The sequence below is a fragment of the Enterococcus sp. DIV2371 genome, from assembly GCF_050498525.1.
GTDB classification, from domain to species: Bacteria; Bacillota; Bacilli; order Lactobacillales; family Enterococcaceae; genus Enterococcus_B; species Enterococcus_B mangumiae.
In genome coordinates, this window is sequence record NZ_JBIPAJ010000001.1 from 377,235 (window position 1) to 399,715 (window position 22,481).

General features: G+C 39.6%; 26 protein-coding genes. 17 read left to right on the forward strand and 9 right to left on the reverse strand.

Annotated features, from left to right (window positions below):
• Positions 1-18: 18 nt before the first annotated feature.
• Both lepB and IGL24_RS01760 read left to right on the forward strand, forming a co-directional pair.
• Complete coding sequence (gene lepB / locus IGL24_RS01755) at positions 19-519, forward strand: signal peptidase I (protein WP_207699756.1); 501 nt, start codon at positions 19-21, stop codon at positions 517-519.
• Between the two features lie 28 nt (positions 520-547).
• Positions 548-1,135 (forward strand): hypothetical protein, encoded by a 588-nt coding sequence (locus IGL24_RS01760; protein ID WP_207699757.1) that lies wholly within the window; start codon positions 548-550, stop codon positions 1,133-1,135.
• A gap of 327 nt (positions 1,136-1,462) precedes the next feature.
• Here IGL24_RS01760 and IGL24_RS01765 read toward each other — a convergent pair whose 3' ends face one another.
• Positions 1,463-2,371, reverse strand: coding sequence for a helix-turn-helix domain-containing protein (locus tag IGL24_RS01765; RefSeq protein ID WP_207699758.1), 909 nt, complete (start codon positions 2,369-2,371; stop codon positions 1,463-1,465).
• A gap of 614 nt (positions 2,372-2,985) precedes the next feature.
• On the opposite strand from IGL24_RS01765, the gene IGL24_RS01770 reads away from it, so the two are divergent.
• The 4 genes from IGL24_RS01770 to IGL24_RS01785 all read left to right on the forward strand — a co-directional run bounded on the left by IGL24_RS01770 (position 2,986) and on the right by IGL24_RS01785 (position 5,448).
• Positions 2,986-3,306 carry a PTS sugar transporter subunit IIB gene (locus IGL24_RS01770; RefSeq protein WP_206855584.1) on the forward strand — a complete coding sequence of 107 codons (321 nt, stop codon included), beginning with the start codon at positions 2,986-2,988 and terminating at the stop codon, positions 3,304-3,306.
• 19 nt (positions 3,307-3,325) lie between these two features.
• On the forward strand, positions 3,326-3,643 hold the full coding sequence (locus tag IGL24_RS01775) for a PTS lactose/cellobiose transporter subunit IIA (protein WP_019723249.1): 318 nt from the start codon (positions 3,326-3,328) through the stop codon (positions 3,641-3,643).
• 28 nt (positions 3,644-3,671) lie between these two features.
• On the forward strand, positions 3,672-4,925 hold the full coding sequence (locus IGL24_RS01780; RefSeq protein WP_206855586.1) for a PTS sugar transporter subunit IIC: 1,254 nt from the start codon (positions 3,672-3,674) through the stop codon (positions 4,923-4,925).
• 121 nt (positions 4,926-5,046) lie between these two features.
• Positions 5,047-5,448, forward strand: coding sequence for an MmcQ/YjbR family DNA-binding protein (locus IGL24_RS01785; RefSeq protein ID WP_207699759.1), 402 nt, complete (start codon positions 5,047-5,049; stop codon positions 5,446-5,448).
• Positions 5,449-5,572: 124 nt separating this feature from the next.
• Here IGL24_RS01785 and IGL24_RS01790 read toward each other — a convergent pair whose 3' ends face one another.
• Entirely contained in the window at positions 5,573-6,301 is a 729-nt protein-coding gene (locus tag IGL24_RS01790; protein ID WP_207699760.1) for a class I SAM-dependent methyltransferase, read from the reverse strand.
• A gap of 195 nt (positions 6,302-6,496) precedes the next feature.
• On the opposite strand from IGL24_RS01790, the gene IGL24_RS01795 reads away from it, so the two are divergent.
• Entirely contained in the window at positions 6,497-6,961 is a 465-nt protein-coding gene (locus IGL24_RS01795; RefSeq protein ID WP_207699761.1) for a GNAT family N-acetyltransferase, read from the forward strand.
• Between the two features lie 160 nt (positions 6,962-7,121).
• Here IGL24_RS01795 and IGL24_RS01800 read toward each other — a convergent pair whose 3' ends face one another.
• Entirely contained in the window at positions 7,122-7,436 is a 315-nt protein-coding gene (locus IGL24_RS01800; protein WP_206855597.1) for a YrhK family protein, read from the reverse strand.
• Between the two features lie 25 nt (positions 7,437-7,461).
• Positions 7,462-8,595: an alcohol dehydrogenase catalytic domain-containing protein gene (locus tag IGL24_RS01805; RefSeq protein ID WP_207699762.1), complete on the reverse strand. Its 1,134-nt coding sequence runs from the start codon at positions 8,593-8,595 to the stop codon at positions 7,462-7,464.
• 245 nt (positions 8,596-8,840) lie between these two features.
• On the opposite strand from IGL24_RS01805, the gene IGL24_RS01810 reads away from it, so the two are divergent.
• Complete coding sequence (locus IGL24_RS01810; protein WP_207699763.1) at positions 8,841-9,668, forward strand: hypothetical protein; 828 nt, start codon at positions 8,841-8,843, stop codon at positions 9,666-9,668.
• A 118-nt stretch (positions 9,669-9,786) separates the two neighbouring features.
• On the opposite strand, the gene IGL24_RS01815 is transcribed toward IGL24_RS01810, so the two are convergent.
• Together IGL24_RS01815 and IGL24_RS01820 are read right to left on the reverse strand one after the other, a co-directional pair.
• Positions 9,787-11,511 carry an oleate hydratase gene (locus IGL24_RS01815; protein ID WP_429968377.1) on the reverse strand — a complete coding sequence of 575 codons (1,725 nt, stop codon included), beginning with the start codon at positions 11,509-11,511 and terminating at the stop codon, positions 9,787-9,789.
• Positions 11,512-11,529: 18 nt separating this feature from the next.
• Positions 11,530-11,658 carry a methanol dehydrogenase gene (locus tag IGL24_RS01820; RefSeq protein WP_206855610.1) on the reverse strand — a complete coding sequence of 43 codons (129 nt, stop codon included), beginning with the start codon at positions 11,656-11,658 and terminating at the stop codon, positions 11,530-11,532.
• Between the two features lie 223 nt (positions 11,659-11,881).
• Here IGL24_RS01820 and IGL24_RS01825 point away from each other — a divergent pair, with 223 nt between their 5' ends.
• The 3 genes from IGL24_RS01825 to IGL24_RS01835 all read left to right on the forward strand — a co-directional run bounded on the left by IGL24_RS01825 (position 11,882) and on the right by IGL24_RS01835 (position 13,112).
• The gene (locus IGL24_RS01825) at positions 11,882-12,133 is read left to right on the forward strand and encodes an AbrB family transcriptional regulator (protein WP_207114744.1); all 252 of its coding nucleotides are present in this window, start codon (positions 11,882-11,884) and stop codon (positions 12,131-12,133) included.
• 260 nt (positions 12,134-12,393) lie between these two features.
• Positions 12,394-12,756 (forward strand): DUF1622 domain-containing protein, encoded by a 363-nt coding sequence (locus IGL24_RS01830; protein WP_207699766.1) that lies wholly within the window; start codon positions 12,394-12,396, stop codon positions 12,754-12,756.
• The gene (locus IGL24_RS01835; RefSeq protein WP_206855616.1) at positions 12,756-13,112 is read left to right on the forward strand and encodes a DUF1622 domain-containing protein; all 357 of its coding nucleotides are present in this window, start codon (positions 12,756-12,758) and stop codon (positions 13,110-13,112) included. Before IGL24_RS01830 ends, IGL24_RS01835 begins: the two co-directional genes overlap by 1 nt.
• A gap of 201 nt (positions 13,113-13,313) precedes the next feature.
• On the opposite strand, the gene srlE is transcribed toward IGL24_RS01835, so the two are convergent.
• The 3 genes from srlE to IGL24_RS01850 are packed head-to-tail and all read right to left on the reverse strand — an operon-like array spanning position 13,314 to position 15,249.
• Positions 13,314-14,309: a PTS glucitol/sorbitol transporter subunit IIB gene (gene srlE, locus IGL24_RS01840; protein WP_207699767.1), complete on the reverse strand. Its 996-nt coding sequence runs from the start codon at positions 14,307-14,309 to the stop codon at positions 13,314-13,316.
• Positions 14,310-14,335: 26 nt separating this feature from the next.
• The gene (srlA, locus tag IGL24_RS01845) at positions 14,336-14,857 is read right to left on the reverse strand and encodes a PTS glucitol/sorbitol transporter subunit IIC (protein WP_207114740.1); all 522 of its coding nucleotides are present in this window, start codon (positions 14,855-14,857) and stop codon (positions 14,336-14,338) included.
• Positions 14,857-15,249 carry a transcriptional regulator GutM gene (locus IGL24_RS01850; RefSeq protein WP_207699768.1) on the reverse strand — a complete coding sequence of 131 codons (393 nt, stop codon included), beginning with the start codon at positions 15,247-15,249 and terminating at the stop codon, positions 14,857-14,859. Before IGL24_RS01850 ends, srlA begins: the two co-directional genes overlap by 1 nt.
• 264 nt (positions 15,250-15,513) lie before the next feature.
• Between IGL24_RS01850 and IGL24_RS01855 the strand changes: the two genes are divergently transcribed.
• The 6 genes from IGL24_RS01855 to lpdA all read left to right on the forward strand — a co-directional run bounded on the left by IGL24_RS01855 (position 15,514) and on the right by lpdA (position 22,447).
• The gene (locus IGL24_RS01855; protein WP_207114738.1) at positions 15,514-16,755 is read left to right on the forward strand and encodes an NAD(P)H-dependent oxidoreductase; all 1,242 of its coding nucleotides are present in this window, start codon (positions 15,514-15,516) and stop codon (positions 16,753-16,755) included.
• An 83-nt stretch (positions 16,756-16,838) separates the two neighbouring features.
• Positions 16,839-17,792: a sugar-binding transcriptional regulator gene (locus IGL24_RS01860; RefSeq protein ID WP_207114737.1), complete on the forward strand. Its 954-nt coding sequence runs from the start codon at positions 16,839-16,841 to the stop codon at positions 17,790-17,792.
• 31 nt (positions 17,793-17,823) lie between these two features.
• The gene (locus tag IGL24_RS01865; protein WP_207114736.1) at positions 17,824-18,825 is read left to right on the forward strand and encodes a thiamine pyrophosphate-dependent dehydrogenase E1 component subunit alpha; all 1,002 of its coding nucleotides are present in this window, start codon (positions 17,824-17,826) and stop codon (positions 18,823-18,825) included.
• A 9-nt stretch (positions 18,826-18,834) separates the two neighbouring features.
• Positions 18,835-19,818, forward strand: a complete 984-nt coding sequence (locus IGL24_RS01870) for an alpha-ketoacid dehydrogenase subunit beta (RefSeq protein WP_207114735.1) — start codon at positions 18,835-18,837, stop codon at positions 19,816-19,818.
• A gap of 10 nt (positions 19,819-19,828) precedes the next feature.
• Positions 19,829-21,040 (forward strand): dihydrolipoamide acetyltransferase family protein, encoded by a 1,212-nt coding sequence (locus IGL24_RS01875; RefSeq protein WP_207699769.1) that lies wholly within the window; start codon positions 19,829-19,831, stop codon positions 21,038-21,040.
• A 15-nt stretch (positions 21,041-21,055) separates the two neighbouring features.
• Entirely contained in the window at positions 21,056-22,447 is a 1,392-nt protein-coding gene (lpdA, locus tag IGL24_RS01880; protein ID WP_207699770.1) for a dihydrolipoyl dehydrogenase, read from the forward strand.
• The last annotated feature ends 34 nt before the right edge of the window (positions 22,448-22,481 follow it).

Consider the following 22,481-nt stretch of genomic DNA (forward strand, 5'->3'; position numbering starts at 1 on the left):
TAAAGGAGGTCTGTTTAGGTGCTGATTTGGTCAAAAGGGGAACTGAAAGAAAAGAAAAGTAGAACACTTTATTTTTTGATTATCCTATTGATGCTAGGGGTTATTTTGTATGGAAGCATGCGCTATCGAATCCACAAAGTGCAGGGAGACTCAATGGATACAGCACTTCATTCAGGCGAGATGGTCATTGTTGATCGGATGGCGACGATTGGTCGATATGAGATTGTGGCTTTTGAAAATAAAAACTCAGATCAGTTAGTGAAGCGAATCGTGGGGGTTCCGGGGGATCTAGTTGTCATAGATGATCTAAATCTAACGTTATATCAAGGAAATACAAATAAAGCACCTGCGTTGAATTTTTTGATCAGCCCAGAATCGGCAAGTGAAATGAAAAATATCGAGTATATACCTGCGGACACATTTTTTGTTTTAGGCGATAACAGTAGTGTCTCGGAGGATAGTCGAATTTTTGGACCCATACATCGTAAAGAACTTGAGGGGCGAATTCTCTTTAAATAGAGAAATTTTAAAGGAGTTAAGGTTGAACATGACGAAAAAAAAGAAAGATGGTTGGTTTTTCTCGAAAAGTTTATTAGATGAAATCCATCAAATCGACATTGAAGATGAAGAGATAGCAGAAGAAACGGAGCAAAACCAGAAAAGCAACACTGAAGCAACAATTGGGTATACTTTTTTTACTGAAGAAAATAGATCGCTACAACGCTCGAAAGTTGAGTCGCCAAATCCACCAGAGGAGTCAACATATATTGATAAAAAACAAGCAGTATCTGCTGAATCTTTGGTGGCTTATCAATCGGTAAAAAGCGAAACAGTTAAGGAACGAGTTGATAGTAGCCATACAAATAAAAAACTTGAGGTCTTGCTGGATATTGATCGGTCAACAGGGGATAAACCACTTGGCCAAAGAAGGGTAGACCGCCATGTTGTAGCACAAGCAAATGTTAATAATGAATCAAGTGATGCAAAGCAAACAACAGCACATGTGGTTGAGCCTGCATCATCAGTTGAAACGAGTTTAGATACTGCAACTCGGCAAAAAAGAAGAAACAAACATGAGCAAGAAATCTTTTCTTTAACAGAACAAAATGGAAAACTTGTATATCGTAAAAAATAAGTTTTTCAGCAGTAACTCAAAGAGAATAGTTACTTCTATAGTATAGAAGGTTGAGGATCCCACGTGTGATTACAACCTTCTATTTTTTTGTTTATTTTAAAATACTATTTCTTTAGTTTTAGGGTATAAAAAGATACCGACTTCCTATGTCTATAGAATATGCAAAAAGCACATCGTCTTTTAAAATCAAAATCGCTTGGTCATAAAAGACGATGTGCTTTTCATATCTATAAAGAACATGCGCAACTAAATGACTCTACCGTAACTTTTTGTTGTACAGCAATCCCATCCTCAGTTGATCGAATAGGCTGAGGATGGGAATGTACGCTATTCTACAGGCATGAGAACGATTCGCCATACTTTATCCCATAACGTATTCAATCGATTGATTTCTAAAACGATTTTGTGCTCATCTTTAAAGATATAGATAATCATTTTTTTCAGTTTATCATACTTTTTTTGTCCATATTCATGACTGCCCTCAAGTACATGGGTAACGGCCACTAGAAACAAACGCCATAGTCGAAATCGATAGTTGAATCTGTTAGGGTTTCGATTTAGGATGAAATTTGTTGCAGATTCAACATGAAGGATGTCTCTAGAGTCTAGCGCTGTTTCATAATAACTAAAAAACAATGAATCAAGAATCCATGGGTCAAATTCATCTTCAAATCTTTTATGACTTAATAAAAAATTTTTGAAAAAATGATCGTACTCTTCAAATCGTAGTGTTTCTTCAATAGAAGAAAACAACCTCAACTCAATATTTGTCCATAAATCAATACTTTCCAAATGCGTTTTTATCTGTTGAACAACTTGTTCAAACTGTGCAGTGTCGTTCAGTAGACTTGCATAATTCAACGTTGCTTGCCAATGGATATAGAGATAGCCTAATCCATCTGTCTTGTTGAACATTTCCAACGATTCCTCTTTTATTGCCTTCACATCATGGCTATTTTTTTTTGATACAGCCACTGCTAACTTATTTTCTAAACTTTTATGTCCTTGTTTGATCAGGGGGATCAACTCTTCAAATTCAGTTAGTTCTATTCCAAGGATTTCAGTGATTTTGAAAAAATTGACAAGACTGATTTCACCTTCCCCTCGAACAAAACGATAGTATGTGGGACGTGTGATTCCTGAAGAAAAGATTGTTTTTGTCGATATTTTTTTCTCTTTCCGTATGTCGTTCAGTAGCTCACCGAGAGTAAAATCTTGATAACCATTGTTAGTCACTGATTATAGCCTGCCTTTCATCCCTGTATTTACGTAACAGTTATTTTCTTTTCATGATAAAGTTATTCAAAAATCGAGTATAGACGATGTTTATCACAGATGACCTGTTAATTATATTATATTTACCTTATCTATTAGTAATCTTATTTTACTTGAAAATTAATCAAAAATTAATAATAAGGTAGGTATTTCAATAGTTACAAACGTTATGTTTGACAAACGAAGTGAGATCAACAAAAAAGTCGCCACTTAGAGAGTCTAGAGTAGATGTTTTAAAAATAAAAAATCTAAGGTTCTGAAACAATTTAATCCCGCTATATTTAGGAAAAACAGCTGGAAAACGGTTGTTAGAAGGAGAATTTGTACGAATAGAAAGGAAAGAAGGATAAAAGCGTGGGCAAACAGGAAGATAAGGCAGGTAAGGTGATAAGTGAAATCTATTTCTATGATTCAAATAAACGCACACTAAAATTAGTGTGCAGAAGAAAAATCAGTGTGTGTTGAAACCGTTCTCTTTGAAAACCCTTTATTTATCAAGGAATTGAGTAATTTAAAAGTTGGCACGGTAATTGCTTATATAAAAGTGTAAGAATAAGAAAAGGAAGTGTTCGAAAATGGAAAAAAGAACAATCATGCTTGTCTGCTCTGCAGGAATGAGTACAAGTTTATTAGTGACAAAAATGCAAAAAGCAGCAGAAGAAAAAGGTGTAGAAGCAGACATCTTTGCAGTCTCAGCATCAGAAGCAGATAGCCAATTAGAATCAAAAAATGTAGACGTTTTATTATTAGGCCCACAAGTACGTTTCATGCAAAGTCAATTTGCTGAAAAATTAGCACCAAAGGGAATTCCATTAGATGTCATCAATATGCAAGACTACGGAATGATGAATGGTGCCAAAGTCTTAGAACAAGCAGAAACGTTGATCAATAAATAATAGAAAAAGAGGGAAGAAAATGGAAGATCAAAAAAATCTAGAAGCCATCATGGGATTGATCATGTTTGGCGGGAACGCAAAAAGCGATGCAATGGAAGCGATTGCTGCTGCGAAAAAAGGCGACTTTGAATTAGCAGATGCAAAAATCAAAGATGCAGAAGAGTCACTTGTTCAAGCGCATCATTCACAAACTGGCTTACTAACACAAGAAGCGCAAGGCGAACATATGGAAGTGACATTATTGACTGTCCACAGTCAGGATCACTTGATGACTTCGATCGCTTTTACTGATTTAGCGAAAGAAATCATCGATCTATATCGTCGAATTGAGGCGTAGATTTTAAAAAAGAAAAGAGGAGAAAGATATGGATAGCTTTGTAGCATTTATGGAAAAACATTTTATACCAGTCGCATCGAAGATCGGTGCGCAACGTCATTTAGTGGCAATTCGTGACGCGTTTATGGTCAGCATGCCATTGATGATTTTAGGCGCTTTAGCTGTTATGATCAATAACTTGCCAATTCCTGGTTTCCAAGAATTGATGAATTCGATTTTTGGCGGCGAAGCATGGAAAGGATTCGGTGCAGCTGCATGGAACGGAACGTTCGCGATTCTTTCTGTATTGATTGCTTTCTTATTAGCATATCATTTAGCAAATGGTTACCGTAAAGACGGCGTATCTGCCGGAGTGATTTCTTTAGGTTCATTTTTCGCACTAGGCGGCGCTCTAGGTATGAGTTCAAACGGATTATTTATTGCAATTATTGTGGGTATTATTTCAACAGAGATTTTTGTACGTTTAAGCGGAAATGAAAAATTGATCATCAAAATGCCGGACGGCGTGCCACCAGCAGTTGCGAAAGCATTTGCTTCATTGCTACCAGCAATGATCACGATCTCAGTATTTGCACTAGTCGCTGCGATCTTCGCTGCATTTGGTGTTGCTGATATTGTCGGTGCATTCTACACAGTAGTTCAAGAACCATTTATGGGTCTTGCTAACTCTTATCCATCTGCATTATTACTTGCATTTATTACACCGTTCCTTTGGTTCTTCGGACTTCACGGAGCAAACATGGTCGATCCATTGATGCAAACAATCAATGCACCAGCGATCCAAGCAAACGTAGAAGCGATTGCTAATGGACAAAACGCACCATTTATCGTCAACAAACCTTTCTTTGACAGCTTTGTCAACTTAGGTGGTACAGGTGCGACACTAGGATTATTGATTGCGATCTACTTAGTAGGACGTAGAAATAAACCTTATATGGTCGTAACAAACTTATCGATTGCACCTGGTATTTTCAACATCAATGAGCCAACGATGTTTGGTTTACCAATCGTGTTGAATCCAGTGATGTTCATTCCATTTATTTTAACACCAATGGTTTTAGTAACTGTTGCGTACTTTGCGACATCAACAGGACTTGTACCAGCAGCTACAGTAATGCCACCATGGGTAACACCACCAGTGATCGGCGGATTCTTAGCAACAAACAGTTTATCTGGCGCAGTATTATCTGCGGTCAACTTATTGATCTCAATTTTGATCTACCTACCGTTTGTTAAAGTAGCAACGATCCAAGAGATGAAAAAAGAAACATTAAAAGCTTAATAAAAAAGCGGAGAGCCAGTGCGTGCTCTCCGTTTTTTGCATTACTACTGTTATCGTTGCTATTTTTGGGAAAGCAACGTATAGTTTTTGTAAGCATTTTATTTCGTTAGGAGGCTAGTGTATGAATACTTTAGATATCCAAAAAAGGATCGAGCGATTCCAAGAATATGGTCGTTCTTTACCGGCTGCAAAAGTGTATTTTCGTGAAGACTGGGAGACGCTTTATTTTGATTTATTAGGCAAGCAGTTTGGGATGATGAGCCCAGAAGCAAATGAAAAAGCACTGATCACGCTAAAACATTTTCCTGAAAAAAATGAAGAATTGCGGAAGCTATATCCTGAGATCATTATTCCTGGTTACTATGCGAATAAGAAACATTGGAATTCGATCATGTTAGCTAAAGATGAGCTATCAGATGAAGAAATCGAAAAAATGATTTTGATTTCTTATGAATTAGTGCTAGCGAAATTCTCTAAAAAACAACAAGAAGAAATCAAACACTCAGTGATAGAAAAGGATTGAATCCTTGAATCGGCAGAAATCATATTTTAGTTGATAAAAAAGGTCTGGAAATAGGGGAAACCTATTTCCAGACGCTTAATAAGATTTGGGTATAGCTAGACTAGTTGATATCGATGATGTGACTCTACATTTTTGTCACAGAAATGATCAGCATCATCGGACGTCGTAATTCCTCTTTCATACCAGGCAAATCTAGCATGTGAGTAGGTGGCATAGGTTCCAACACATGGTTGATCTGAAAACCATTCGACAATAAAGTCTCAAGATAACTGGTGATTGTTCGATGATATTTTTTTACAGGAGAGCCTAAGAAATTCGTGTGGCGCTCGCTTTCGTCAAAATAATGATCAACCGGAAAGTGCATGATCTGGTCCTCTTCGCCATAAATCCAATCTTGTCGACCGTCTGCTGTAAAAACAGGATGTTCAACGGAAAAAAGAAATTGTCCATGCGGTTTTAGAAAATGATGGACATGTTTGACGAGTTGCGCCCAATTCGCCACATAATGGATAGCCAAAGAGCTGAATACGAAATCAAACGAGTCTTTCTCAAATTGAATCGTTGAAATATCGTCTTGTCGATAACTGATCTTGGGATCGTTGGTTCGAGCGCGTGCTTCTTCTAGCATTTTCTCAGATAAATCGACACCGATGATTTTTTTTGCTCCCTGTGAAGCGGCGTAACGACAGTGCCAGCCGTAGCCACATCCAAGATCAAGGACTGTTTGGTCATGAAGATCTGGAAAGATACTAGCAAGCGTTGGCCATTCGCCAGCACCTTGTAATCCTTTTTTGCTGCGAGGCATTTCTTTGTATTGGTCAAAAAATTGTTGATCGTCGTAAATATTTGTCATGATTGATTCCTCCATGTAATTTTTTAGTTGCTTAAACTACATGGAGCTCATCTCTTTTGTGTGCAATCATCTCGCTCACTCCTTTGACCCCTATTTTAGCTTAGCTCAGAAAAAGAAGCAAAAATTCAAAATCAATAAAAAATGATGAATCATTTATTTGTCGAACACATGGATAACGAATGGAGGGTGAAAAAGTTGAATACGTATAAATGGATCAGATTAAGTGAACATCCAGAACTGTTAAAAGAAACTGCCCGCTGGTTTTCTTCGAAGTGGGGGATTCCTGTTGCTGTTTATGAAGAAAGTATTCATGCGGGTATCGTTAAAAAGGACAGCATTCCACAATGGTACGTGGTTCTAGATGAAAATGAAGCAATTGTTGGGGGTGCCGGTGTCATCGAAAATGATTTCCATGATCGTCCTGATTTGGCTCCTAATCTTTGTGCCTTGTACGTTGAGCCAGAAAAACGAAAACAAAGGTTAGCGAAGTGGATACTAGAACAAAGCAGAAAAGAAATGTATCGATTAGGATTCAAAAAACTGTATTTGATCACAGATCATACGTCCTTTTATGAACGATACGATTGGTCGTTTTTGACCACGGTCAAGGAAGAAGGCGGAACATCCACCCGTTTATATCAAAGTGACACCATTGGATAAAAAGAGAAACGAGCCTGAAATAGTAGTGCCTTTGTACTTCCTATAACCGTATAAATGGTGTTCCAGAAGTAGCTCCTACAGAAATAAGCGTGAACCCCCAAAAATTTGAAGAACAATTTTTTGGGGGTTCACGCTTATTTCTCGGAGCTGAGCACTTCTGTCACAACCTCTTTGCTTGTTCTCTCCGTTGTTTCTTTTCATCGTAAATAAAGATATTCCGCACGATACGCAAGATGGGACGAGTGGTCAAAAAGATAGCACCTGCCAAATATAGGTAATTGCTGTAATAATCAGGGATTTTCGTGATCAAAGCAATACTTCCTAAGACATAAAAGATTCCTGTGAGTAAATCAACCGCTAAGGAAATCAATGTATAGCGGTTTTGGAAATACAGACGAAAACGCCGCCCACGAATCTCAATATCTTCTTCTTTGCCAATCTCGACATCATGGGTATTTCGTTTGATTTTTGGCATGTAAATCACCTAACTAATTTTTGTTCTAAGGTTTCAAGACAACTTTGATGTTTTTATCTTCTTTTTTATCAAAAATCTCGTATGCGCGAGCCGCTTCTTCTAATGGCATAGAATGAGTGATGATTTGCGTTGGATCAAATAATCCTTCTGCGATCATGTCATAAATTTTCGGCATCAAATGAACGACTGGTGCTTGTCCATGTTTTACATCGATATTTCGCATAAAGAATTCTTGAAGCGGATACGACGAAGCAGGTGTCATATATACACCAGTGATTTGAACCGTACCAAATTTTTTCACCGCTTTCGCTGCCATTTGGATTGGTGAAATCGTGCCACTTTGTAGACTGACTAGATTTTTAGCTTTTTCTTTTGTGGGTTCTAGACCATCCATTCCGACACAGTCAATGATGACATCTGCGCCACCACGAGCTAATTCGTATAAGTCATCTCCAGCTTGGTTGATATCATCTAATAGATATGTTTCGATTTGGTTGTAACGAACTGCTTTGTCTAATCGGTGTTTCACTGGATCAACAGCGATGACACGCTTTGCTCCTGCCATAACAGCAAATTTTTGTGCAAATAAACCGACTGGACCTGAACCCAAAACGACAACAGTGTCATCTTTTTTCACGCCAGCATTTGCGACACTCCAATAGGCAGTTGGCAAAATATCAGATAAAAATAAGACTTTTTCATCGGGCAAATCATTATCTGGAACGACAAATGACGTAGAATCGGCGAAAGGTACGCGCAGATACTCTGCTTGCCCGCCCCAGTGATTCCCATTCAATTTACCGAAACCGAATAAGCCACCGTACAATTCTTCTTGATTGGAATTGTCACACTGACTTTCCATGTGGTTTGCACAAAAATGACAATGACCACAACTAATATTAAAAGGAATAACGACACGTTGTCCTTTTTTCAACTTCTTCACTTCAGAACCAACTTCTTCAACGATCCCCATAGGTTCATGTCCAACGACGTAACCTTTTTCCATTACGGATTCCCCATGGTGATAAAGATGGAGATCAGATCCACAAATCGCTGTTGCAGTGATACGGATGATTGCATCCGTGGGTGCTAAAATCTTTGGATCATCGACATTTCTAATTTCCATTTTTTGCTTTCCTTGCCAAGTAACTGCTTTCATCGTAGTGCTCCTCTCCTGTTTTCGTTCATAATGCTAACAATAGTTATTTATAAATTCATTCTAAGGGAATCTCACTATTTTTCACAATGATACGCGCTTTTAGCTTTTGGAAAAAAGAGTAAAATAACTGTTATTAAAAAAAGAAAGTTGTAGATTTATCCAGTGAAAGTTATAATTATAGTAGTTGATTTTTAGTAAAATCAATCGTAAAACAACACTTTTTGTTGGAATAGGAAAGGAGAGAAATGAGAAATAATCGAATCATCAAAATAATTATAGGATTCATATGTACAGTTCTGTTGTTTTTTTTATCTATCGGAGGTAGTTTTTATACGGCTTTAGCCAACGAAGAATTCATGAATGAACAAATGAAACAAGCAAACTACATAGAAAAAGTAACGAGAGAGATCAATGGGCGTGTCCAGAGCTACCACCAAGAAGCTCGAGTTGCCCCAGAGGTACTTGCGGACAGTGTGTCCGAAGACTTGGTCAAAAAGAATATTGAATATTTTGTGAAAGAAACCTATCGGGACGGACAGCCAGAGTTGATCCAAGTGACCGAATTGGAAGAACACATCAAAGAGATGATCCATACATATAAAACAGAACATGACATCGATATTGAAGAAGGGGTCGCAGGTGAAGAATTAGCTTTACATATGATTATTGGCATTTTTGAACGAAGTGTGCAACCAAGCTATCTGTATCTTTTCATTCGAGGGATCAATGAGTTGAGGGAACAAGTCCATACCTATGCTTGGGTCATCGCTAGTGTGAGTGTTTTGATTTTCGTAGGCTTCATTTATTTGAATCCTGGTTCTATACGCTCGCGAATCAAGAAATTTTCGTTTAGTTTGGTTGGGGCAGGGGTGATAAGTTTAGCGTTTGCCGCCACTTTATACTATGCGCAAATTTTGCAGATCGAAGAACAGATGGATTCACTTCAAGACTTGATGAGAACGTATCTTACTAATTTTGCATTTGTTTTATTATTCATCGGCGGAAGTGAGATCTTAGTTGGTGGTTTCGCTTGGATCATTACGAAAAGAGAAAAAAAGAAAGCGAAGCAATGAGATATCAATAGAAAAAAAGATGAAACACCAAAAGTCCGCCACCTAGTTAAACAGGTGGCGGACTTTTTTAGACTGAAGCGGCTTGAAATAGCTATTTTTGAGGGACTATACCATACCCTCAATCAAACATTTTTTTCGCTGCACGCAACAATGTAGGGATATCTTTGTCATAGCGTGGTGTTTTCACCAAACGTGACATAGGAATACCTGCAAAATGGAATGCGGCAATTTCGCCCGAGCGGACAGCACTTTGTTCAGTAAAGATCATTTGATAAGGCTGTTCAACGAACTCACCAGTAAAGGCAAGGTTTGTTGAATGTTTAGGAATGACTTTTGGTCGATCACTTTTCGCACGATTGTTGAACAAAGCAGAAGCGTACGGCATGTAGACTGGGATATTATTGATGACACTATCGTAGATCTCAGTTTCCTTTTCACGAATATTCACTGGACCAGGATCAACTTTTGATAGCTGGCCAAGCAATTCTTCCAGCATTTCTTTCCCGTTCATTTTAATATATTCTTTGTCAACAAATTCACCACGACGTCTTGGGTATAAGAAGTAACCCCAAATAACTGTTTCATTCGGTTTTTGTGAGGTGAAATGTGGTTGGTGATGCACGACGACCGACATATTGACATCTTTATGACCAAGCGGGGTGATCGGTGTCGTTGAAATAAATGAATTCAACGCATTACCTGGTTCTTGTGTGGTGATACGTGTGATTTCGTTTAGCAATACATGATTTTTCGTTGTCAACGTAAAGCTGACCCATTCACTTGCGTCTCGGTCGGCGAAAAATTTATCTGGATTACCAAGATTATAAAATTTTTCACTGGCTTTTTTCCATAAACTTGAAGCAGCACCATAATCCATATTTTCCGCTGCTGGTGTTTCATAGTCGCCAAGTGTGGCAGAATCCGTAATTGACCCATTCGTAAATAATACACCCGTATCTCCGTCGACTACGACATGTTCTTCTTCTTGTGTTTTCGTATTGATCATTTTCAAACCTGTGACTGTGATTTCATCTTGCATCGCTGTTTCTTTGAATTCCCAATCAACCACGCGACGATTCAAAATGATTTTACAGCCTTGTTCTTTCAAATAGTTGATCAATGGTAACATGATACTTTCGTATTGATTGTAGCGTGTTCGATTAACACCGACTAAATGCTCGATTTGAGTAAATTCATAAATCATTTGGTGCATATAGCGACGTAATTCTTGTGCGGAGCTACGTGTCCGAAAAGCAAAAGTGGTTTCCCACATAAACCAGAAATTTGTTTCAAAGAAATGAGGATCGTCTTTGAAATATTCAGCGATAGTCACGTTATCCAATTTTTCTTCTTCTGAATCCGGCATAGCGATCAGTTTTGTTAGTAATACGCGATCTTTATTGTTAAAGCCTAATTTACCGCCATCAATGATTCCTTTACCGCCTTCCAATAACCGTGCTTTATCGAAAGTCGGATGTTTTGCATCAAAATCACGTGTATCTTCTTCCGCAGTCATGCCCGGTTCTGTCGCAGAAGGGATACGACTGAGTAAGTCCATCAAATCGACATACGTCCGGTAGTTCAACATACGTCCACCACGTGCCACGTATCCTTTTTGATTTTCTAAAGGATGATTTTTGTTCCAATATTCATCGGTAACAGTATCAACAGGAGCACCATCATTTGATCCATGATCATCCAAGGAGTAGAAAGTGATTTGGTCTCCCCGCCATTTTCCTTCTTGGATCAAATAAACAGCCGCTGCCATATTTGCGATACCTGCGCCAATCATAATTGCTTTCTTTTTTTGCATTGTCCGTTCCTCCAATATCTCCTCATTCATTGCGTTCAAGCGATGGGTCTAGATTGATTCGAATTCATCATAAAGGTGACTATCATCTTCTAGTAAGCCTGTTTTTTTGCCAAGATAAACAGCCCCTAAAGCGACTAATCCTAAGCTAATGCCTACTTTTAACCATTTTTTGTTCATCAAAAAAACCTCCTTTTGGTTTGTGAACTATTTCTACTTAAAAGCATAGAGCGTTTGAAAAAATATGCCAAATGATAGGGTAAGTGAGTAGCTAGGATTTTTGACAGTTTGCAGGAAGTGTCTGTTTTTCAGTGTGTTTTGTAATAGATTCTTAAGAAAGAGGGAAAGAAATTTTTTTGAAGACAAGTTATAATCTATTTGAATCAGAAAGGTGTGGGAAAAGATGAAGAGTCCAAAGGTAAGAAAAATAGGAAACAGTGTCGGTGTCATGTTGCCTAAGGAACTTGAGTTGCATGAGGATGCCATTTTGAGTTATCCGACAGAGGGCACAATTTTGATGATCGAAGCAAAGGAAGTGGTGAGAGACCGAGAACGTAAAGAAATAGAAAAAGCATTTGCTGATTTTTCAAAAGGCTTAGTAGTTTCCGAGACTGAAATGAAAGATACTTTTAGTACATATGGTTGGGGTGAGTAGATGAGTTGATCAATGAAGGGGAAAATGAATTATTTTTATCTGAAGAAAATATAAGTCATTTTGTCAGTACGATCTATCAAGCAATAGAAGTTATCTATCGGGTGTCAAGTTTTAGATCTATAGCAAATGAACTACCACTACAATCTACACTATATCTAAAAAAAGAAAACACAAGCATCCGTGTTTTCTTTTTTACTTAAACTGGACGAAACTCCTTACTCTTAGTAGGATAGGAGTAGAAGAAAAAGTGGGGTGTCAGGATGTTTAATGAAACGTTAGTCCATTTGTTGGAATGGTTGATTGCGGTTTTGAATGTTTTCTCGATTTTAGTCTTGCTTGTAGGTATTTTTTTAGTTTTAAAAAATTTGATGATGGAGCGTCCCTTGATCAAAGATTATGCGACACGTAATCGGCGGAATGCAGAGGCTCGAAAACTGCTTGCTAGTTATATTTTATTGAGTTTAGAGGTGTTGGTTGTTGCCGATATCATTGAATCTGTGATCAAACCAACTTGGACAGATATTTTGAAATTGGCATTGATCATCATCATTCGCACGATTATCTCTTATTTCTTGAATTTAGAAATAGCAGGACATGTATCGGATGAAAGAAGGGAAGTATGATGGAAATTAGCTGGATGACGCTTCTTTATCCATACCTTGAATGGCTCGTCTTGATTTTAGATATTTTCGCTATTGTGATTTTATTATGGGGAGGATTTCTTTCAATCAAAGATTTTTTGAAAGATTCCTTGAACCGGTCATTTAAACAGAATGAACGAGTCCATCAAAACAATGGGATCAAAAAAATGTTAGGTGGCTATATCTTGTTGAGTTTAGAGGTCTTGATTTCTGCTGGGATCATTGAGTCGATCATCAAACCAACATTACAGGATATTTTTCAGTTGGCTGCATTAGTGGTGATTCGTACGATCATCTCTTATTTCTTGAATAAAGAAATCGGCCCAGCGGATGTCTGAGAGTAATGGTCAAATGAAGAGAAAAGACAAGAGAATAAAGCTGTAACAGAAGAGTTCAGCGTCAACAATAAGCGCTAATCCCCAAAATCAGATGAACGATTTTCGGGACTTAGCGCTTATTTTTTAAAGAGTTGTATATTACTAAGACAATCGCCTAATGATGATTATTCAAACCAGCATTAGCTGTCCGATCTGTTTGACTTAATATAAGCCAAAACTAGCTAACCAAGCTAGGATCACTGCTAAAGGACCAGTTAATAATCGAGAGAAAAGAACCGCAGGTACACCAATTTCAACGGTATAAGGTTCTGCTTCGGCAAGGGTCAAACCAACTGGTGTGAAATCTGCGCCTGCTTGAGAGTTGATGGCAAAAAGGGCAGGCAAGGCCATCGCAGGGGCGATCGTTCCTTTGCCGATCTCCACACCGAGCAATACGCCAACGACTTGAGCAATAACAGCTCCAGGACCTAGAACGGGTGATAAAACAGGAATCGAACAAATCAGCGAAAGAATCACTAAACCGACGACACTGCCAGATAAAGGTTTGACACCACTTGCAATGATATCACCGATACCTGTGTAGTTGATAATTCCTACTAACATACTGACAAATGCCATAAAAGGCAAGATATTTTTGATGACGATATCAATCGTGTCACGACCTGCTTGATAGAAAATTCCGACGACATTCCCGACGGATCGACCGAGTCTATTGATCAGCCCTAAAAAGCCGCCTTGGGTTTCAGCAACTTTAGCTTTTGCTTCAGCTACCTGTTCTTTTTTCGTTGGCACAGGTTCTGCTACGGGTGCTACAGGAGTAGCGGTTTCGTCACCTGCGATCACGATATCTTCTAGTGTGACACCTGAAACAAAGTTCTTTTCGTTGATGAATTTCATTAGAGGGCCAGAAGGTGTGGTCGGATGCAAATTAACGGTCATCACATTCAACTTTGGATAGACGCCACAACGAGCTGTTCCTCCACAGTCGACAACCGCACAAATCATTTTTTCAGGTTCGACTTTTTCTTTAAAACCGTCAACGGCCTCTACACCTAGTAAATCAGCGATTTTTTGAGCAACTGGATGGACGCCGCCACCAGTGACTGAAGCGACCACGGTTTTTTCTTCTGTTGGTTGTAAAGTTAATGGACCTCCCCAACCTTTCGTACCTTGACTTACAATGACTTTATTGGACATAAATTTTCCTCCCTTTCGATGACAGTTTATTCAGCTGTTTCTTTCCACATGATTTTTGTCAATAATTCTGTAACGATACCGCGAATCGTAATGACAACCATTCCCACTAAAAAGTAGCGAACAGCTAAAGGCATCACGGATAGACCTAAAGTTGTCAATCCTGAAGCGATTCCCGTCCAGACAAAGAGTTCTCCAGCATTTGCGTGGGGAAATAGTCCAGTGATCGGGTGAACCAATGAAACAGCTGAATCATAGAAAGCGGGTTTTTGTTTCTCTTTTAAGAAACGTCCAAAAGAATAACACATTGGATTTGTTAAGAAGAAGACAGCTAAAAGGGGAAAGACGCTATAACGTAAAATAATATTTTTTGTACAGAATTGAGCGAATGCTGATACACGCTCTTCACCAACTAGAGCGATGAGAGCATTTACAAATGTCAATAAAACAATTAGGGTTGGAAGAATACCAGTGATCAACCCCATAAAGTTCTCGCCACCAGCATCAAAAACTCCGATAAAATTTTCTGCAATCGATACTAAAAAATCCATTACACTACCTCCAGTCTATTTTTTTCAATTTGGATCAATTGAAGTGCTTGTTCAAATGCTGCTTTTCTTTGCTTATTAGAAAGTAAGCTAAATGTTTCATTTGTTTTCTTTCCAATAAACTCTTTTTTCTCTTTGAATCGAGCGAATATTGTGATCCCTGACATTTCCCTACAGGATAGGATCAGGCCGTTTTGATCCGTTACTAATAAAAGAATCACGCCTCTTCCTAAATTAAACTTCGCTTTTGCGACTCCTACGCCTAAAAAAACAGTGTGGCGTTTTTTGATCTCGTTTAACTCTTTACGGTAGTTGATATGCTGCAAATAAGATAATAGGATCTGGATCACCCAACAAGCAGCGAGCAAGAAAATAAGTGATTTATATTGGAGCATCAGATAAATCTCCTTCCCTGTGTTATTTGTAAGCGCTTTATAAGTAAAATACTAAATTGCTAAATTGTGAAAGTCAACCATTAATTCACATATTCTTTATTATGGAACAAATGTGAACTTTGTGAATTTTGAGGAACATTAGGTAAAGATGAGGGTGTACACACTTTATTTTAATGTAAGCGTTGACAATTGGTAAGCAAACATTTTACTATTGGATTGTATCAAATGTTACGTCAAGTATATTTTGTTAAGGGAGAGCTGAGAATGACTATTTATCAACAATTATTAGAAAGAGAGAACCAAGGAGCACCAATAAAAATCGGAGTGATCGGTGCAGGTCAAATGGGCTTTGGTATGATTGCACAAATCGCTACGATTCCTGGAATGGCTGTAACAGGTATCAGTGATATTCGTCTAGATTTTGCACAAAGTGCAGCGGCGGCTTACCAAGCTTCAAGCACACGCCAACATAAAGTTTTAACAGTCACTGATTTTAAAGAAGTTATTTATTCAGAGGATGTTGAAGTGATTGTTGATGCAACCGGTGTACCAGAAGTAGGGGCGAAAATCGCTATGGAAACCTTGGTAGCTAAGAAACATCTAGTACTGTTGAATGTTGAAATTGATATTACCGTAGGTTCTTTGATGCACAAACTGTATCAGACAGCGAATTTAGTTTACACGGGGTCAGATGGGGATGAGCCAGCTGCGACAACGGAACTCTTCGAATTTGCCAAATCAATGGGGATGGAAGTATTAGTTGCAGGTAAAGGGAAGAACAACAAACTGAATATTTCTGCAAATCCGGATACATGCCGCGAAGAAGCATTGAAGAAAAAAATGGCACCTCATATGTTAGCTGCGTTTAAAGATGGTACAAAAACAATGGCAGAAATGAACTTATTATCAAATGCGATTGGATTTGTACCAGATAAAGTGGGAATGCATGGAATCGCTGGCGATCAAACTTCAGTAGTTAAAGATCTGGATATTAAAGAAAATGGTGGGATCCTTGATAAATTTGGGGTAGTCGAATATGTAGATGGTTTGGCTCCTGGTGTCTTTGTCATTGTAAAAGGTCAAAATGACGGAGTGAAGCATGAGTTGAATTATCTGATGCAAAAAGAGGGCGATCATCATCTATTATACCGTCCGTTCCATTTAGCAAGTTTAGAAACACCTATCACGATTGCCAAAGCGGTCTTACGAAATGACCATGCAATCGTTCCTCTTGGCGCACCGATTTCAGAAACTGTGGCAGTTGCGAAAAAGACGATCAAGGAAGGCGAGCGCTTAGATGGTATTGGTGGTTATAGTGTTCGCGGCGTGTTAGAGACGCATGTCGACATGGTCAGCGAAGGACATATCCCAATCGGTTTGATTTCAGGAGAAGTCGTAGCAAAACGCACGATCAAGGAAGGTACATTTATCACAGAAGAGGATGTTGAATTAGATCAATCAACGACAGTTTGGAAACTTAGAAAGCTACAAGATAGCATGTTCTAATCGTTGATTTTGGAGATAGTCAGCAATTTGAAGTGTGTTAAAATCAATAGTAATCAAGCATTCATACTATTGGAGGGATTCAAATGGGGTATTCAGATGACAAGCGATTATTAGTGGAACTCGCATCCATGTATTATAACGAAGGAGCCAAGCAAGAAGAAATCGCTAAAAAATTCAGTATCAGCCGCTCTCTTGTATCCAAGTATCTAGCAAAAGCACGTAGTCTAGGTTTAGTAGAGATCATTATTCACGATGATTTGATTCATCCATTCCAACGTCTAGAACAAAAGGTCCAAAAGAAGTATCAGTTGAAAGAGGTCATTTGTGTCCATTCGATTGGAGAAGAATCACTAAACAAACGATTAGGAATTGCGACTGCGAGATATCTTTCTAGGATCATCAAGGCGGATACAACGATTGCAATTTCAGCAGGCACGACGCTCCACGAAGCCGCAGTGATTTTTTCAGTGAAAAATCATCTGCCTAATGTACGGTTTATCCCTATGGTAGGAGGATTGGGTCGGGAGCATGTCAGTTTGCAATCCAATGTGATTTGCGAATTGCTTGCCAATAAATGTGGGGGGATCGCACTTGAACTCCATGCGCCGATCACTGTGGATTCAGCGGAAGCAAAACAGGTCTTTTTAAGTCAATCTTTTATCAAGAATGTGTTAGAAGAAGCTAAACATGCCGATATTTCCTTAGTTGGGATTGGGGGCACACCTGTCTATTCCACAATGACGAAAGCGTATTTAGCCAAAGAAGATGGGATGAAGGTTGACTTTACAAATGGTGAGATCATTGGCGATATTTGTTATAACTTCATCGATGAAGAAGGCTCTGTCGTAGACTGTGAATGGAATAAGCGTGTTTTGTCGCTAGAAATAGCTGATTTAAAGAAGATTCCGTTGAAGATTGCTGCTGCTGGAGGAAAAGATAAAATCAAAGGAATCAAAGCAGCTTTAACGAATCGTTTGATCGATGTGTTGATCATCGATGAAGATACTGCAAAATTTCTTTTAAATGAATATATCTGACCCCTATAGGCATAATAGAAGGAGAGCATAAATGGAAAAAAATAAATCGATGTCTATTGAAAATAGTGCAAATCTTACAGATGAAGATTTGAAGGATATTTTTTATAAAATGTGGGAGATCCGTTTTTTTGATGAAAAGGTAGATGAACTTTTTGCACGTGGCCTGATTCATGGTACTACCCATTTAGCGGTAGGACAAGAAGCGACAGCGGCTGGTAGTGGAGCAGTGTTAAGAAAAACGGATTGGATCACCTCTACGCACCGTGGGCATGGTCACACGATTGCTAAAGGGACTAATGTGAACGAAATGATGGCAGAGCTATTCGGCCGCACGACGGGAACGAATAACGGTAAAGGTGGCTCGATGCATATCGCCGATTTGGATACCGGGAACTTAGGTGCAAATGGCATTGTTGGCGGTGGCTATCCGATTGCTGTAGGCGCTGCATTAACCTCGAAAATGAAGGAAACAAATCAAGTTGCCTTGTCTTATGGAGGCGACGGTTCGACAAATGAAGGGAGTTTCCATGAAGCGTTGAATTTAGCGGCAATCTGGGATTTACCTGTCGTTTTCTTCATTGAAAACAATAAATATGGGATGAGTGGCCCGATTGAAAAAATGACAAGAGTCCAAAACTTGTCTGAACGTGCTAAAGCGTATGGGATAGAAGGTGTAACGATTGATGGGAATAACTTACTTGAAGTGATTGAAACTACCTATCAAGCGGTAGAAAAAGCACGCCGTGGCGAAGGACCTACGTTGATCGAAGCGTTGACGTATCGTTGGAAAGGTCATTCGAAATCTGATGCTAAAAAGTACCGCACGAAACAAGAAGAAGAGCAGTGGCGAACAGAAAGAGATCCAATCGAGCGGACCAAAAACACCTTGGTTGCTGCGGGTATCTTTACTGAAGAAGAAGCTGAGGAAATCAGAAAACAGGCAAAACAGTCGATTGTTGATGCGGTGAAATTTGGCGAAACAAGTCCGATGGTTGCAGTAGAAACAATGTATGAAGATGTGTATGCAGAGTAGGAGGAAGTCATGAGAGAAATTACTTATGCAGAAGCTGTGAAAGAGGCACTTTCTGAGGCAATGAGAGAAAACGAAGATGTATTTATGTTAGGTGAAGATATCGGAGTTTATGGAGGCGCTTTCGGCGTAACCCGTGGGATGGTTGAAGAATTTGGAGAAGAACGCATACGTTCTACGCCTATCTCAGAATCAGCGATCGCAGGGGCGGCTGTTGGCTCAGCCATGACTGGCATGCGCCCAATCTTTGAGATCCAATTTTCTGATTTTATTCTGATCGCACTGGATCAAATCGTGAACCAAGCGGCAAAAATCCGCTATATGTATGGAGGGAAGGCAAGAATTCCGTTAGTAATGCGTACACCTGGTGGCTCAGGGACAGGCGCGGCTGCGCAACACTCACAAAGCTTAGAAAACTTGACGGCGCATATTCCAGGATTGAAAGTGATCCAACCAGCAACGGCGTATGATGCTAAAGGTTTATTACATGCAGCCATTGAAGACGATAATCCAGTCATGTTTTATGAACATAAATTATGTTATCGTACCACATCAGACGTGCCAGCAGAAAAATACACGATCCCGATCGGCGTAGCAGACATCAAAGAAGTTGGGACAGATATTACTGTAGTAGCAACCGGGATCATGGTCCATAAAGCAATCGAAGCCGCGAAAATTTTGAAAGAGAAAAAAATCAGCATTGAAGTAGTTGATCCGCGCACATTAGTACCGTTAGATAAAAAAACGATCACTCGTTCTGTGATGAAGACGGGACGTGCGGTCGTTGTGACAGAATCAGTGAAACGAAGTGGCTTTAGTGCAGAATTGGCAAGTGTGATTGCAGAAAGTGAATCGTTTGATTTCTTAGATGCACCGATCGTTCGCTTAGCAGGGGCGGAGATCCCGATGCCATACCATCCTGAGTTAGAGAAAAAAGCTGTCCCGCAAGTAGAAGATATTGTGGAAGCTTGTGAAAAGATGATGGCGAAAAAATAGGAGGTAGATTATGGCTCATGAAGTTTTGATGCCCAAACTGAGTTCAACGATGGCCGAAGGTACGATTACAATGTGGCTGAAAAATGAAGGGGATGCCATTGCGATTGGTGATCCAATTTTTGAAGTGATGACAGATAAAATAGCGATCGAGGTAGAAGCATATGAAGAAGGCTATTTATTAAAGAAATATTTGAACGATGGAGAAAGTGCGCCAGTCAATTCGATTATCGCTTATATTGGTGAACAAAACGAAGAAGTTCCAGCACAGATGCCTGACTTCCAAGCAGAAACAACCATGGAGACTCCTACTGAAGAAGCAAAATCGACAGAGATTGCAGAGGATTCACCAAAAGAGGTCGAAACAACGATCATCCGGGCGACACCATCGGCAAGACGTCTTGCAAGAGAACGAGACATTTCGTTAGCAGAAGTGACAGGAACAGGTCCTAGAGGGCGAATCCATCTTAGTGATGTTAAAAATTTCACCCCTAAACAAGAGCAAGTTGTTCAAGAACAGCCAGTTGCTGAAAGTAATCTTATCCCTTGGAAACCATTACGTAAAGCAATTGCCGATAAAATGGTCGCAAGCAAAACAGCTATTCCACATGTGACGATGACAGCTGAAGTTGATTTGACGAAAGTGACTGAATTACGTCAGCAGCTATTACCGATGATCGAACAGAAAACCAACGAACGCATTTCTTATTTAGAGATTTTTGCCAAAGCGGCAATGATTGCTTTGCGCGACTTCCCGATATTTAACGCCCACGCATTAGAAGAAGGAATCGCGGTCTTTCCAAACATTCATCTAGGAATCGCAGTTGCTTTGGAAGATGGTTTAGTCGTTCCAGTCATCCAATCAGCTGAACAACTTGGCTTAGCAGACTTGACGACATCAATCAAAGAAAAAACGAAGAAGGCGCGAGAAGGCACTTTGACGACTAAAGAAATGACTGGCGGTACGTTTACAATCAGCTCTTTAGGACGGTCAAGAGTCAAGCAATTCAATCCGATCATCAACAAGCCTGAAGTCGCTATTTTAGGAGTAGGTGGCATCTACGATAAGGTCGTATTTGATCCAACATTGAATGAAGTGACCAATCGCTCATTCGTAGAATTGAGCTTGTCATTTGATCATCGTGTAGTCGATGGTGCACCAGCCTCCGCATTTCTTACCCAAATCGTTACCTTATTAGAAAATCCACTTGGGTTTTTATTGTAGGGATTGGAGGGACAAATGGAAGAAAAAACAGAGACTTTAGTCATAGGGTCTGGTCCTGGTGGCTATGTAGCAGCGATCAGAGCTGCCCAATTAGGTCAACAAGTGACAATTGTAGAAAGTAAGCATATCGGTGGTGTCTGCCTAAATGTCGGTTGTATTCCTTCGAAAGCACTGATCCATGCGGGACATACCTATCAAGAATCAAAAAATAGTCAGTATTTTGGCATCATCAATAAAGAAACGGAAGTAGACTTTCGTGCTGTGCAACAATGGAAAGAGAACAAAGTGGTTCGTCCATTAACGACCGGTATCCGAGGGCTCTTGATGAAGAATAAAATCCGTATCATCGAAGGCTATGCGAGATTCACTTCGCCTCATCGGGCATTGGTTGATGGGAAAAACGGACAAACAGCGATTGACTTTGACCATGCGATCATTGCCACAGGTAGTCGACCAATTGAAATTCCTGGCTTTAAGTATGGGGGGCGGATACTTGATTCGACAGCGGCACTCTCGTTGGAAGCGGTTCCTAAAAAACTAGTGATTATTGGCGGAGGCGTCATTGGGACTGAACTAGGCAGTGCCTATGCGGATCTAGGCGCAGAAGTCACCATTCTGGAAGGAACCGATCAATTACTGCCAACCTACGAAAAAGATTTAGTCCAAGTAGTCGAGGAATCCTTTAAGAAAAAAGGCATCAAGGTGTTTACGGAGGCGCTCGCAAAGGAAGTAAGCGAAACAGAGACAAGTATTGATGTCACTTTTAGCACAAAAAATGCTGAACAAACGCTTTCGGCTGATTATGTGTTAGTTACGGTTGGAAGAAAGGCGAATACCGCAGATATCGGCTTAGCAGAGGCTAGTGTATCCGTCGAGTCAAATGGGTTGGTGAAAGTGAACCAACAGTACCAGACAAGTCAAGCGCACATTTATGCAATCGGCGATGTGATTGCTGGACCAGCTCTCGCACATAAGGCAAGTTATGATGCAAAAGTGGCGGCAGAAGTCATTAGCGGGAAAAAGGTAGAAAAAGATTATCTAGCGATTCCAGCAATCTGCTTCACTGATCCTGAAATTGCAGTGGCTGGTCAGACACTTGCAGAAGCAAAAAGCCAAGGCTTATCTGTTAAAGCAGCAACATTTCCTTTACAAGCAAACGGGCGAGCATTGTCTCTGAATGCACCCGAAGGATTTGTTCGATTAATCGTTGAGCAAGAAACGGATACGATTGTCGGTGGACAAATCGTTGGTCAAGGAGCAAGTGACTTGATCGCAGAAATCACTTTAGCGATTGAAGCGAATTTGACGGTGGAAGATATTGCTTTGACGATCCATGGCCATCCAACGCTTTCTGAAACGATCATGGATGCGGCAGAATTGGCTTTAGGATTGCCAATCCATTTGTAATGAGAAAAGTAACTAATCATTTATTATCTAGGAG